The 13062-nt window shown below is 41.6% G+C and carries 15 protein-coding genes and 1 pseudogene; 10 read left to right on the top strand and 6 right to left on the bottom strand.

What is annotated here, in order from left to right; all coding sequences use genetic code 11:
* Positions 1 to 16 precede the first annotated feature (16 nt).
* Positions 17 to 775 (bottom strand): hypothetical protein, encoded by a 759-nt coding sequence (locus ACE1TF_RS07935; protein ID WP_375015760.1) that lies wholly within the window; start codon positions 773 to 775, stop codon positions 17 to 19.
* Positions 776 to 777: 2 nt separating this feature from the next.
* Entirely contained in the window at positions 778 to 1386 is a 609-nt protein-coding gene (locus ACE1TF_RS07930; protein WP_375015759.1) for a hypothetical protein, read from the bottom strand.
* A 676-nt stretch (positions 1387 to 2062) separates the two neighbouring features.
* On the opposite strand from ACE1TF_RS07930, the pseudogene ACE1TF_RS07925 reads away from it, so the two are divergent.
* A pseudogene (locus ACE1TF_RS07925) lies at positions 2063 to 2244 on the top strand (cytochrome d ubiquinol oxidase subunit II); the annotation flags it as partial.
* Positions 2245 to 2276: 32 nt separating this feature from the next.
* Here ACE1TF_RS07925 and ACE1TF_RS07920 read toward each other — a convergent pair.
* Positions 2277 to 2687 carry a hypothetical protein gene (locus ACE1TF_RS07920; RefSeq protein WP_042426849.1) on the bottom strand — a complete coding sequence of 137 codons (411 nt, stop codon included), beginning with the start codon at positions 2685 to 2687 and terminating at the stop codon, positions 2277 to 2279.
* Between the two features lie 202 nt (positions 2688 to 2889).
* On the opposite strand from ACE1TF_RS07920, the gene ACE1TF_RS07915 reads away from it, so the two are divergent.
* Complete coding sequence (locus ACE1TF_RS07915) at positions 2890 to 3975, top strand: M42 family metallopeptidase (RefSeq protein WP_375015756.1); 1086 nt, start codon at positions 2890 to 2892, stop codon at positions 3973 to 3975.
* 36 nt (positions 3976 to 4011) lie between these two features.
* Here the strand turns inward: ACE1TF_RS07915 and sspI are convergent, their stop codons facing one another.
* Positions 4012 to 4218, bottom strand: a complete 207-nt coding sequence (gene sspI, locus ACE1TF_RS07910) for a small acid-soluble spore protein SspI (protein ID WP_375015754.1) — start codon at positions 4216 to 4218, stop codon at positions 4012 to 4014.
* An 85-nt stretch (positions 4219 to 4303) separates the two neighbouring features.
* Between sspI and ACE1TF_RS07905 the strand changes: the two genes are divergently transcribed.
* Positions 4304 to 5035 carry a TrmH family RNA methyltransferase gene (locus tag ACE1TF_RS07905; RefSeq protein ID WP_375015752.1) on the top strand — a complete coding sequence of 244 codons (732 nt, stop codon included), beginning with the start codon at positions 4304 to 4306 and terminating at the stop codon, positions 5033 to 5035.
* A 319-nt stretch (positions 5036 to 5354) separates the two neighbouring features.
* On the opposite strand, the gene ACE1TF_RS07900 is transcribed toward ACE1TF_RS07905, so the two are convergent.
* The gene (locus tag ACE1TF_RS07900; RefSeq protein WP_375016291.1) at positions 5355 to 5840 is read right to left on the bottom strand and encodes a DNA glycosylase AlkZ-like family protein; all 486 of its coding nucleotides are present in this window, start codon (positions 5838 to 5840) and stop codon (positions 5355 to 5357) included.
* Between the two features lie 66 nt (positions 5841 to 5906).
* Positions 5907 to 6377: a DNA glycosylase AlkZ-like family protein gene (locus ACE1TF_RS07895; protein ID WP_375015750.1), complete on the bottom strand. Its 471-nt coding sequence runs from the start codon at positions 6375 to 6377 to the stop codon at positions 5907 to 5909.
* 309 nt (positions 6378 to 6686) lie between these two features.
* Between ACE1TF_RS07895 and ACE1TF_RS07890 the strand changes: the two genes are divergently transcribed.
* From ACE1TF_RS07890 to ACE1TF_RS07860, 7 genes are all read left to right on the top strand, one after another.
* Positions 6687 to 7715, top strand: coding sequence for a TRAP transporter substrate-binding protein (locus ACE1TF_RS07890; RefSeq protein WP_375015748.1), 1029 nt, complete (start codon positions 6687 to 6689; stop codon positions 7713 to 7715).
* Between the two features lie 21 nt (positions 7716 to 7736).
* Positions 7737 to 8240 (top strand): TRAP transporter small permease subunit, encoded by a 504-nt coding sequence (locus ACE1TF_RS07885; protein WP_375015746.1) that lies wholly within the window; start codon positions 7737 to 7739, stop codon positions 8238 to 8240.
* Entirely contained in the window at positions 8230 to 9531 is a 1302-nt protein-coding gene (locus tag ACE1TF_RS07880; RefSeq protein WP_375015744.1) for a TRAP transporter large permease, read from the top strand. The genes ACE1TF_RS07885 and ACE1TF_RS07880 overlap by 11 nt, the downstream gene beginning before the upstream one ends.
* A gap of 60 nt (positions 9532 to 9591) precedes the next feature.
* A complete protein-coding gene (locus ACE1TF_RS07875) occupies positions 9592 to 10236 on the top strand; it encodes a TetR/AcrR family transcriptional regulator (protein ID WP_375015742.1) in 645 nt (214 codons plus the stop codon).
* Positions 10237 to 10324: 88 nt separating this feature from the next.
* Positions 10325 to 11101 (top strand): enoyl-CoA hydratase/isomerase family protein, encoded by a 777-nt coding sequence (locus tag ACE1TF_RS07870; protein WP_375015740.1) that lies wholly within the window; start codon positions 10325 to 10327, stop codon positions 11099 to 11101.
* A 40-nt stretch (positions 11102 to 11141) separates the two neighbouring features.
* Positions 11142 to 11876: an SDR family NAD(P)-dependent oxidoreductase gene (locus ACE1TF_RS07865; protein WP_375015738.1), complete on the top strand. Its 735-nt coding sequence runs from the start codon at positions 11142 to 11144 to the stop codon at positions 11874 to 11876.
* Between the two features lie 27 nt (positions 11877 to 11903).
* Complete coding sequence (locus tag ACE1TF_RS07860) at positions 11904 to 13049, top strand: acyl-CoA dehydrogenase family protein (protein WP_042402913.1); 1146 nt, start codon at positions 11904 to 11906, stop codon at positions 13047 to 13049.
* The last annotated feature ends 13 nt before the right edge of the window (positions 13050 to 13062 follow it).

The following is a 13062-nucleotide window of genomic DNA, read 5'->3' as shown; positions in this document are numbered from 1 at the left end:
AATAACCTGCGACCCATTATAAATCTTCAGGGGCAATATTGAATCTCTCCAATACCTGTTCAAATATTTCGAATTTTTTCTCGGACACTCTACTAAGGTTTTCCACAGGATTATCGGAGATACTATTCAAACTTAATTCTAAATATGCTTCATTAAGTTCTTGAGGTTTCAAGACATTACTTGAACTTAGTCTAAAGTCTCCTTCATTGTGATGTAAAAAGTCGAAAGGGTCAGTACTATCAATATTAAATGTTGAAAGATTGTGAGCTGTATTGTAGTAGATTAACTCTTCTTCATAATCATCGACACCAACATATAATACATACTCACTATTATCTAACAATGGTGTATAATCGTCATGAATATATAAAAACTCCCTGTCAGTTTCCATGATTGCATAAAACTCTCTAAAAGTTATTTGGTCACCAATTTCCATTTTTGTATTTAAAGGGTCATGCCATATATCTATTATTTCAACCTCCGTATTTGTATAGGCGTACTCCACGCCATCCATAATATTATCTTCGTTATATTTGACTACCGATTCTCTATCTTGGATAGGATCAAGAACCTTGACATGCAAAACCATATCGGTTAAATCAAATATCTGTGCTTCATCTTCAACTGAAATTTTGTGGGTTATAGGAGTTATTAATTCATACTCATACCATTGTTTACTATAGGCCGATAATTCGTTATCTTTTATAGAATACGCGCTTGATACTAACAAAATAATGCTCGAAATAATGACTATTATCCTTACATTCCAACCCATAGCTAATTCCCCCATTTTCTTCTTAGTTCTGATCTATCGTAGTTATGTGGTGCTGTAGCTTGTGAAGGCCTGTCTCCAGTCTGAGTCATAATAGAGGTTTGTCCATTTAATGGCATATAATTAAACCCTGACTGAGATTCAGGATGAGCCATCTTTAAAGTATGACCAATTTCATGAATAGCAACATTTCTTTGAAAATATGATGTATTTAGTACATTGATTATATTGTTGTGGTATAGCGTCACCGTTGCGTGACCCCAAGGACTGTGGTGGGTTGTTTGATTTCCACTTATGTTAAAAGCATTAATTGTTCCTAGTAGAAGTCCCCCTCCGCTTCCTGAAGGTCTGGCACCCGAAACATTGTACCTATCATAATAAGGATGTGCTGAAGAGCTGTGTGTCCTAGTAACACTAACTACTGAACTTATACCATTCCAACTTTCCAATGATTGTTGATAAATATTAGTATAGCCATAGTTCGAGACAGAACCATTAAAATAGGCGTGAACTTGCCCTCCATCGATACGCGAATTACTAAATGTATCTGCCAAAGATACGGAAGGCACTGCCATTATTATTGCTAAAATAGAAATAAATAAGAATTTTTTCATTTTTTTCCTCCTTTGTAATTACATCGGCCCAATGTATCAAAAACATATCACAATTTACAGATAATAGCAACAAATTAGTTTTTAATTGCCAAATTCTAAATGTTTCTTTTGACTTGTATATAAAAGGTTTGTGATGTTTAAAGCATTTTTTTAACTTTATGGTTAGATGCCATAAACAAATGTGTATCCTTGTCTTTTCTCGTTCGACTAATACTAAAAAGGTTTGGAACCATTAATATTAGGAGTTTTGGAAACAACAACAGAGTTAATAGCAGTATTAGTAAATTCTTCTCCTCACCACCCATTATCCTCTGTAAAAACAGCCCAAAATAATTCAATTCCTTCTTTGACCTAACAAGCTGAAGAACTATTAACGATAAAAAGCTATTTCGATATTTATTGGAAAATTTAGATATTGAATGTATATTCAGAGGTTCATAGTTATAAAGGGCAGCCTATTAATGGAGTTGGCCTTCTGTACGAGTACAAGAATCATAGATATATGAACATAATTAGTCACTAAACACATGCGCGCCCCTGCACAGGCATCATCTTCGTACTTTTCGTTATGCTGTATCTCATTCTCATTCTCGGAATCGGAACGGTTACCGTATTACGGCGGATGTTCAGTAACAACTGAAAAAGATCTGGAGCATAATTCGAGAGGTCAGGCGGCATGAACTTAGAAATCATCGGAATTTCCGTACTTTGGCTGTTTCTCCTCCTCTATATCATCGTCCGATCGATTGATTTGCAGGTTTCTTTAACACCTATAGTTTACTGACGCGAAAGCATCATATCCTCTCGAAAATCATTCAGCGCTATCTATCCCCTGTTTGGAAAGTGATAATCGTCTTTTTCACAATTCGTCCAATCAAAAAAGCAAGCCGTTAATGGCTTGCTTCTACTTGGTCTTTCTTTTTCTTGTTCATTAATTGTTTCACAGGGCTTCTCCACTGGATGGTGGCATGTGGATACACATCGGTGATCTCTGCTTCAATAAATTGAAAGTCTTCAAAATGCAAACCTTCAATGTTCTCAATTCGTTTAGGGTCTAATGAAATGCGTACGACTTCAAATCCGTCATCTGTTGTACCGATGTATTTCTCGCCTTCAAACATGACACCTTTATACGTAATGAGAAAGTTTTTTCTAGCGTCCTGTTGGTGATCATATAAATACAGTTGCTGTTTATTATGAGCTTTCTCAAGCTGGTGCTTTGGGTCACGTATATATCGAACAGCGGAGTATACGAGGATGAAGAAAGCGATCGCTATAAATAGAAAGAAAATGACATTCATCGATTGACCCTCCTCTTCTCATTGGTCAGTACCTAATGTACGTTATCAACGGATAAAATGTTTCAAAAAGTAAAGAGAGAAGTTTTAATTATCTTTTCCACATCTGGACAAAAAACAAACCTCAAGGTCGCTAGGGATTGAGGGAAGTCATGATTATAGGTATACTATAGAAAGATTGTGAAAAAAATAGGAGGCTTCTCTCATGGCGAATTTAACAAACACACAACAAATGTTAAAAGATCTAACGGATGCCAACGGTGTTCCGGGTAATGAACGAGAATCTCGTGAAGTCATGCAAAAATACATAACACCGTTTGCTGATGAAGTAACAACAGATAATCTTGGTAGCTTAATCGCAAAGAAAACGGGAACGGCTGGCGGACCGAAAGTAATGGTCGCTGGACATTTAGATGAGATTGGTTTTATGGTAACACAAATTGATGATAAAGGATTCATTAAGTTCCAACCACTTGGCGGCTGGTGGGAGCAAGTAATGTTAGCGCAACGCGTAAACATTATGACAAAAAAAGGAAATATAGTCGGTGTGATTGGTTCAAAACCACCACACATTTTACCAGCTGAACAGCGCAAGAAGATGGTCGATAAGAAAGATATGTTTATTGATATCGGTGCCTCAAGCAAAGAAGAAGCTGAATCTTTTGGTGTAAAGCCTGGCGACTCCGTTGTCCCAATTTGTGACTTCACAGTAATGAACAATGAGAAGTTGCTCATGGCAAAAGCGTGGGATAACCGTATTGGTTGTGCGCTTGCCATTGAAGTGCTCAAACAACTTAAAGATGTAGATCATCCGAATGAAGTGTACGGTGTAGGTACTGTGCAAGAGGAAGTTGGTCTTCGTGGTGCGAAAACTTCAGCGGCAGCCATCGAACCTGACATTGGATTCTCTGTTGACGTGGGGATTGCGGGTGATACGCCAGGCGTATCAAAGTCCGATGCCCAAGCTGAAATTGGCAAAGGTCCACAAATTCTCGTTTACGATGCATCGTTAATTTCTCACAAAGGCCTTCGCGATCTCGTAGTCGATACAGCAGAAGCTGAGAACATTCCTTATCAGTTTGATGCGATGGCTGCTGGAGGTACTGACGGGGGTGCGATTCAACTTACGGCAAATGGGGTTCCTGCTCTATCAATTTGTATTCCTACGCGTTACATTCATACGCACGCCGGCATTCTCCACCAAGACGATTTTGAGAATGCTGCGAAGCTAATCGTCTCAGTCATTAAGAAGCTAGACGCTGAAACGGTAAAAACACTTACATTCAAGTAAAAAATAAAACACCCCATTTTGGGGTGTTTTCCACATTCATTTTACTCCTGAGCTAATCTGGTCAATTACTTGTTGCTTTTGGGTATCATCGGCTTCATTCCAATAAACCTCAAACAATACACCGAGACCTGGTAGCATTTTTTCTTCTCCACTGGAGATCGCATCGGTAATGGTCGCTTCAATTTGTGAAGCATCACTACCCGACACATTATCCAAGATAGCATGGCGTAAATTCAATCCCATCACTCTTCCTCCTTCACTTTAAGCTAGCTTCAGTATAGGATGAGGTGATCAGGGTCATCTTATACATCGTTGAGGAGTGAGACGGTTGATCACATCTGTGAACAATGCAAAAATGAAACAAATCAAGAAATTATGGCAAAAGAAATACCGACAAAAAGAACAACAATTTCTCGTGGAAGGCCCGCATTTAGTAGAAGAAGCAGTAGCGGCAAATCAAGCATCCTTACTTATTAAAGGTGAAAGCGCCAAATCGATCAGGATGGACAACTCCATAGACATCTTAGATGTCACGGATGAGGTGATGCAGGCAATCAGCACGACGCAAACGTCTCAAGGATGGATAGCGGTTTGTATCATGCAAAAGCCAACAAGGCCAAGAGTTGGAAACGTTCTGCTTATCGACGGTGTTCAAGATCCTGGAAATTTAGGCACAATGATCCGCACAGCCGAAGCCGCAGGGATGGCCGGAATTGTATTAAGTAATGCCACCGTGGACCCTTACAATGATAAAGTGATTCGATCTTCGCAAGGAGCCATTTTTCATATTGCTATTCAATATAAAGACCTTGTGGAGCAAATGACCGTATTAAGAGAAGAGGGCAAAACAATTATAGGTACAGCGATGGAAGGTAAAGATTACAGAGCCGTTACTCCAAATAATGAAGGATTTGCTCTCATCGTAGGCAACGAAGGAGCAGGTGTGCAACCTCATTTACTCGAACGTACCGATCACAATGTGACGATCCCCATCTCTGGTAACGCCGAGTCATTAAATGTAGCGGTTGCAGCGGGAATTCTCATTTATCAATGGTCGTAAAGTGAGTTTTCTAGTGTAGTGAAGGCTTTGAGTGCGACGATGTACTACAAGTGGATGTCCGGTCATAAAAGAGGGGGGAAGCTCGTCTTTAAAAACGGGCGATGGGTCGAGCAAGATTCATCACTTTTGACCTGAACGGCCACACAAAGAAAGTTAGGAGGCAGTTGGCAACGTAGAGTGTCCAGTTGGTGGCTACATAAAAGTGACCATGGTTTGACTTTACGCGCGACCACGATGGGACGGCAAGTGTGCAGTCAATTTGCCGGCGCCGTGCGTATGGAACAGAGATTAGTGCAAATTCAACTATAGCGTTTTGAATTTATTTCTCAGTCGAATCTAACAGCTTCATTCGTTTGGCTTCACGAATCACCTGATCTTTAAGCCATTCATTGTTGTCAAACAGCATAAAGTCATCAAGGCGATTGTTCTTTTTCTTCCAAAACCCAACAACTACACCGTTATCGAGAATAGCGGCCTCAATATGACCTGCCTTTTTATAGATGCGAGGTATATTCTCTTCGGCGATATAAAATTTGGTCTTATGAGAGACGACAAAAGGGTCGAATTTTGGTATGGTTCTTACGTTTACACTGCCTCTGTTATTCTCAATTGAACTCGGCTGTTTGTTAGATGAATTTTCATGAACGATGTTTTTCGTTCGTTTCACTGTAGTGCCGCTCCAGTGTACGAAATCGTTTATCGTAAAAGGTGCATAACTTACACGATAACGATCATAAATGACTTTCAATGCCGCGTCTGAACTTAACTGCGTACGTTCATTTCTATTGGAATCTCGTCTCAACATGTACATAAAATGAGTTCCGTTCAAGGATAGGCATACTTTATTCTGATAACATAAGGATTTTAATATTCATCCCCAAGAACGAAAGGCATATCTCACGAATTCCTTATCACCAAATGTACTTGTTGCTTTATCCAGGAGCTCTTTCTGAAGCTTGGGACCATCTTCAAGCACTCCAAGTGCCCATTTCTCTAGTTGATCTTGTAGGTCGCGATCGATATGGTTTTTCATATATTTACTCCAGCGCTGCAGCCACTCGCTTTCGAATGCTTTTTGATAAATTGGCCAATCTTCTGAAACAATCGTGTGCAATGTACCTCGGATCGTCCAAATACGTTCGATGCTCTCATGTTTGTAATAGTTCATTAAATCATTGTAGGAGAGGTCTATTCCTCTAGCCCTGAGTGATAGGAGAGGGGTATCCGTATTTTGACATTGAATACCACCGAGTTTTTTTATGACACCTCGTAGGTTACACGTTGTATGTTGATGAGTGAGTCGTTGGTTTTGAAAAAATAAGGCAGCACAATGTTTATTCATAGGATTTGACCTCCTCATTTTAAATCAAAACATACACGGATCTCTACATTTGAAAAGTTCGTATATATTCGCGAGATATACGGAGTGTAGTGGGGATTTGCTGGCAACGTAAAAAAGAATAGACGTGTTGCTTCCCAAAATTAGTGATTGTATGTGTACATCATACAACGTCTTTTGCCAACTTCAAAGAGAAATAGATATTTATCATTTACAGGGTTGCCACCGGGGGCTTCCTTTGATAAAGTAAGTGTAACTATTTACGAACGACCGTTCATTCGTAAATTGAAAACGCTTACTTTGGGAGGTTGTATGAAATACAAAACGTTTATTCCACTGTGCGCCGTTGGGATGGTGAGCCTTTTAGGCTGTCAGAATGTAGAAACGAACGCGGAAGAGCGAAGCGAAACATTGGTTCTTACATCTTTTTTACCGCCAATGCATTCACAAAATACGGACGTTTTGTCGGCATTTATTGAAGAAGTAGAGGCTGCTACGGATGGGCGAGTGTCAATTGATGTGTATTACGGAGATTCTTTAGGGGCGGCCGATTATCAATATGACATGGCAGTAACGGGTACGAGCGATTTTGCTCTTGGTATGCATGGGTACACCCCAGGTGTTTTTCCCCTAACTGAAGTCGTTGAACTTCCTAATATTGCACAAAGCGCTGAGCAATCAACGGCCATGCTCCAGCATTTGCTTGAAGAATATCCAGAAATTGAAGAAGAACATGAGGGAACGAACATTGCTTGGTTGTTTAGCGTTGAGCCCTATCAAATTCTCACATCCAATACGAAAGTTGAAAATCCAGAAGATTTAGAAGGGTTGAAAATAAGGAGCCCGTCATCTATAGCGAATGAAATTCTTGAATCATTAGGCGCAATTCCTGTATCGATGCCTTTCGGTGAAGTATATGAATCGATGCAAAGAGGGGTCATTGACGGAGCATATGCACCTGCATCTGTGATGAAGAATTACCAAACGAATGAAGTGACGAACTATATTGCTAGAGGGGATTTCTCTACGGCAAATCATTTTGTCGTTTACAACGAGGATAGCTTGAATGCTTTGCAAGATGAAGATCGAGAAGCGATTGAGAATATATTAGCCGATGATTGGGGTATGGTTGCCGGAAAGACATATGACAAAGATGAAGTAGATGCGTGGCAGATCGCAGAAGATGATGGCATTGAAGTTGTCCATGTGCGAGACAACCATTGGCAAGTGTGGGAAGAAGCGATGTCTGAAGTGTCACAACAATGGATTGAACGAGCCAATGCCCTCGGCGCTCCTGGAAATCAAATGTATGAAGAGCTGCTGAATTTGGATGACGACTAACGATGAAAGGGGTGAAAACTTATGCCTGCATGGGTGGTGTCGTTTGAAAACGGGGTTCATAGGGTGAGCAAATGGAGTCATTACGTTGCTTCGTTTATTCTTTTAGGCATGATGTTCCTAACATTTTTTGATGTGGTCGGTCGTTATTTTATTCGACCTGTTCTTGGAACGTACGAACTCACTGAGTTAGGGTTGGCGTTGTTAATCTTTTTAGGCTTATCTTTTACACAACTAAAAAAGGATCATATTTCAATCGACTTTTTTGTTGGGAAGTTTTCATTTCGAACACAGCAAATCATTGCGATTTTCACGTATTCCACATTGTTTGTTTTGCTCATATTGGTCAGTGTAAATATCGTCATTTTTGCAAATCGAACAGCCGCACATGTTACGAATGATCTGGGGTTACCGATCTATTTGGTTGTCATTATAGCGGCGCTTGCTGTGATCGTTTTTGCTTTGACGCTAATCGTCGAGCTTTTAAAATCTTATTACCGGGTGGTGAATCAAGCACATGGCTCCTGAAATCATTGGACTCATCGGTATCGTTTTGCTGTTCCTACTCATTCTCATGAATGTTCATGTAGGGTTAGCGCTCATACTCGTCGGTTTAGGCGGATACTTCGTACTTGCTGATCCGGGTGCGGCTTTCGCCCAACTCGGTAGAACACCTGTCAGTACAGCCATGAGCTACAGCTTAAGTGTCATACCGATGTTTATCTTTATGGGGATGATTCTTTCCATGAGTGGTTTTGCCCAAGATCTTTATCGTGCCGTTGATAAATGGGGCGGACACTTCACGGGAGGGATTGGGATGTCAACGATTGGTGCAAGTGCCGTGTTTTCGGCCATTTCAGGTTCCTCGAGTGCAACGACAGCGACGATGGCAAAAGTCGCTTTGCCAGAGATGAAGCGTTATGAATATGACCCGAAAGTATCCACCGCTTGTGTCGTGGCAGGAGGAACGCTCGGAGCACTTATTCCGCCAAGTGTTGTGCTCATTCTCTACGGTGTGTTGACGGGGGAATCAGTTGGGCAGTTGCTCATCGGGGGGATTCTCCCTGGGGCGTTAATGACGGTGTTATTTATGTTAACGGTCTACCTCATTGTGAAATTTAGCCGGGATGCAGAAGGTAAAAAAAGTTCACGCTCATCTTGGCGAATCCGTTTCAGTGCGTTGCAACGCACGTGGCCTTTTCTCGTCATATTTCTCGTCAGTATCGGAGGTATTTTTCTCGGATGGTTTACACCGACAGAGGCCGGTGGTGTTGGTGCGATGAGTTCTCTCATCGTTGCTACGATTCTAGGGCGCTTTAAGATGACGCAACTGCTGGAATCACTTGACGAGTCCGTCAGACTTACATGTATGATCTTTATGATAATTATAGGCGCAACATTATTCTCGCAGTTTTTAGCAATCTCAGGCATTCCGAGTTTCGTGTCGGAGGAAATCATTCGCTGGGGGCTCAACCCGTATGTCGTCTTAGCTGCCATTTTGATCGCTTTGTTTATACTCGGGATGTTTATGGAAGGCGTTTCAATACTCGTATTAACATTACCGATCATTTACCCTTTAGTTACAGGGCTCGGATTTGATGGGGTATGGTTTGGGATTGTAATGGTGCTCGTCGTAAACGTCGGTCTTATGACGCCTCCCCTTGGTTTGAATGTATTTATTGTAAAAGGCATTGCTAAAGATATTCCCATTGAAGATATATTTAAAGGTGTCATTCCGATGATCGTGGCTGTATTTGTTTGTTTATTCATTCTCATCGTGTTTCCTCATTTCGTCACCTTTCTACCTAGCTTCATGTAATTTATGAAATATTGGTGATATAATGGACTTTCCAGAAGTTAAGTAAAAGGGGTTTTCAACATGAAGCAAGAAGCGTTGTTTGCGTTCAATTCTGAAATGATTGAAGCACAAGTGGAAGATGAGTTACTCGTCCAAAAAAACCATACAAAGTTAATTGAAGCAGCAACTGAATTGTTTAGTAAACATGGATATCACGCAACAACGATTCGTCAAATTGTGAAGCACTCCGGTATTGGTATCGGGTCAATTTATCAGTACGTGACGAATAAAGAGGAAATTTTAGTGCTCATTTTAGAGTACATTCTTAAAAGGTATGAATATCAACTCCACTCAGGAATTGATTCGACGCTCAACCCGAAGGATAAGTTGATTGCGGGCATCGATCATTATTATCGCATCATAGACCAAGAATATGAGAAAGTGATACTCGCCTATGTGTCTTCAAAATCACTATCCAAAAAATATCGTGAATACATTAAAGAGTTGGAACTAAAGACGAATAAGATTTATGAAGACATTTTACAAGAGGGCGTCAACGAAGGGGTATTTAAGTCTTCAATTAACGTGTCACTTGTCGCATATGACATCATTATTCTCGGCCATATGTGGGGGTTAAAGCAGTGGTATTTCCGTTCGAGAATGTCCATTGATGAGTACATTGACGAACAACAAGCGCACATTAGACGGATGATTTCTGTAGAGTAGCACACACAAAAGTTTGAACTTTTCTGATATGTATGGTAAATTATCGTCATACGAACGACCGTTCATTCGTGGAAGAGGAGGGTATCAATTGAAGTACATTGAACTGTTGCGTGACGAAGGGGTTGTCGAGATTCTTTTAAATCGTCCGCCAGTAAATGCGTTGAACAAAGAGTTAATTGAAGAATTGCGCGAAGCGTTTCATGACGTAGAAGCGTGTTCACAAGACCGGGTCGTCATCATTCGCAGCCTCACTCGAGCATTTGTTGCAGGTGCTGACATTAAGATGATGGAGACGTTTCACCAGCTACAGCAAGTAAGAGAGATGGTTCACTACGTTAAAGATTTACAGCAATTGTACGACCAACTCGAAGCAATGAGTAAGCCGACAATTGCTTATATTGAAGGTCATGCCCTCGGCGGTGGTTTAGAGTTAGCGATGAGTTGTGACTTCCGTGTTATGAATAGACAGGTTGCAAAAGTCGGATTACCCGAAGTCAAACTAGGCTTAATTCCTGGGGCAGGCGGTACGCAACGACTGACGAGGTTAATCGGTGAAACGAAAGCAAAAGAATTGATCTACTTTAGTAAACAGTGGAATGCGGATGAAGCATATCAACACGGACTCGTTTCAAGTGTTGTCAATGGCAGAGAAGACGTTCTGGAAATCGCCTCACAGCTTGCCAATCAGTCCCTTTCTGCGATTGTTAGTGTAAAACGTTGCATTCAGACCGCTAGCGAACAGACCCACTCGCTAGGATCTGAGCGTGAGTTAACGGAAACTTTGAATGCGTTTTCATCGGAGGACGCCCGCATAGGTATGGAGGCTTTTCTGACCAAAAAAGCACCTGAATTTATGAGTAAGTAAAAACGAACGTACGTTCATTCATGAAAAGGAGTGAAGAGAAATGGCAAAAGTAGCAATGGTAACCGGAGCTGGGCAAGGCATAGGTTTTGCAGTGGCAAGAGAATTGGCTGAAGCGGGGTTTTCCGTGGCCGTATGTGAATTGAATGAAGAAACTGGAAAGGCATCTGCAAACGAATTGAATAAGAAAACGGACAGCCGTTTTTTTAAGACCGATGTGACAAGTTTCAGTGACGTAAAAGCAACCGTAAGTGACATTGAACAGGAGCTAGGTCCGGTAGAAGTACTCGTCAATACGGTCGGTTGGGACATTATTGAACCGTTTATTGAAAACGACGAAAGCTATTGGGAAAAAATCATCGATATCAACTTTAAATCAGCTTTGTATGGAAGTCGAGCGGTACTCTCGCAAATGATTGAGCGTTCTTCAGGCCGGATTATTAACATCGGCAGCGATGCGGGACGTGTCGGTAGTATGGGAGAGACGGTTTATGCAGGAGCCAAGGGGGGGGTGATTAGTTTCACGAAATCATTGGCAAGAGAGATGGCAAGACATCAAATTACTGTCAATTGTGTATGTCCTGGACCGACAGATACCGCACTATTTCAATCGCAACCAGAGAAAATGAAACAAGCACTCGTAAAAGCAGTTCCCCTTAAACGTTTGGCAGAGCCAGAAGACATTGCCTACGCCGTAGGGTTTTACGCTTCTGAGCGGGCAGGTTATTTAACGGGGCAAGTAACGAGTGTAAGCGGCGGCTTAACAATGGCTGACTAACAGAAAATTTGACGAGGAGGAAACCGAATGATTACCGAAAAAACCTTTGAAGAAGAAATGATCCAAACGGTAAAGAGAATCCGAAAAGATAAAATTACCCCACGAGCGATGGAAGTGGATGAGCGTGACGAATTTCCGCATGATCTTGCACGTACGCTTGCAGAAAATGGATTGCTTAGAATGTCGTTGCCAGAAGAATACGGAGGCATTGATGCAAGTTCATCGCTGTTGTCCCAAGTAATCGAAGAACTTAGTCGTGGGTTAGCGATGATGGGAACGACGATGCTGTCGACGCATACGGTCATACGCATGGTAGCTTTGGGTGGAACAGAACCGCAAAAAGAGCGGTTTTTCAAAGCGTTGTCGAAAGAAGATGCCCTCTGTGCCATCTGTTTAACTGAACCTCATGCAGGGTCAGATGCAAGAGCTTTAAGTACATTTGCAAAGAAGAATGAACGAGGCGGATATACATTAAATGGTACGAAGATCTATGTCACATTAGCGCAAGTAGCAGACTATTATCTCGTGTTTGCAAAAACGTCAGAACAAGATATTTCCGCATTTCTCATTCATAAAGATACCCCAGGGTTACACTACGGCAAAATTGAAAAGAAGATGGGCCTCCATGGAAGTATGACCGGGGATATTATCTTTGAGAACTGCGAAGTGGAGGAAAGCGCGCTTGTCGGTCATGAAGGCGATGGCTGGGAATTGCTCACGGTAACGGGAAATAGCATGCGTTCGTGGGGAGCGGCATCGATTGGGCTTGGCATCGCTCAAAACGCTTTAGATGAAGCCGTTGAATATGCGAAAGAGCGGAAGCAGTTTGAGAAACGAATTGGTGATTTTCAAGCGATTCGGTTTATGCTAGCTGATCGTGCAATGGAATTAGAAGCCGCCCGTTGCCTCGTCCGGGAAACGAATGAACGAGTGGACCGTGAATCACCGAAGGTCGGTAAACAAACGATGGCGATGGTATCGATGTCAAAATGTTATGCTACCGATATGGCGATGCGCGCAACAACAGATGCTGTCCAAGTGCTAGGTGGCTACGGATATATGAAAGACTATCCAGTCGAGCGTTTAATGAGGGATGCAAAAGTATTCCAGATCTTAGATGGAAGTAATCAAGTGCAGCGTATGATTATTGGCAGTTACCTGATGGCAGAGTAGAAAGGATGACTGA

It is taken from the genome of Geomicrobium sp. JSM 1781026, assembly GCF_041949955.1.
Classification (GTDB): Bacteria; Bacillota; Bacilli; order Bacillales; family Marinococcaceae; genus Geomicrobium_A.
Note: the sequence above shows the minus strand (reverse complement) of the source record. Positions and strands in the feature narration are given on the sequence as shown.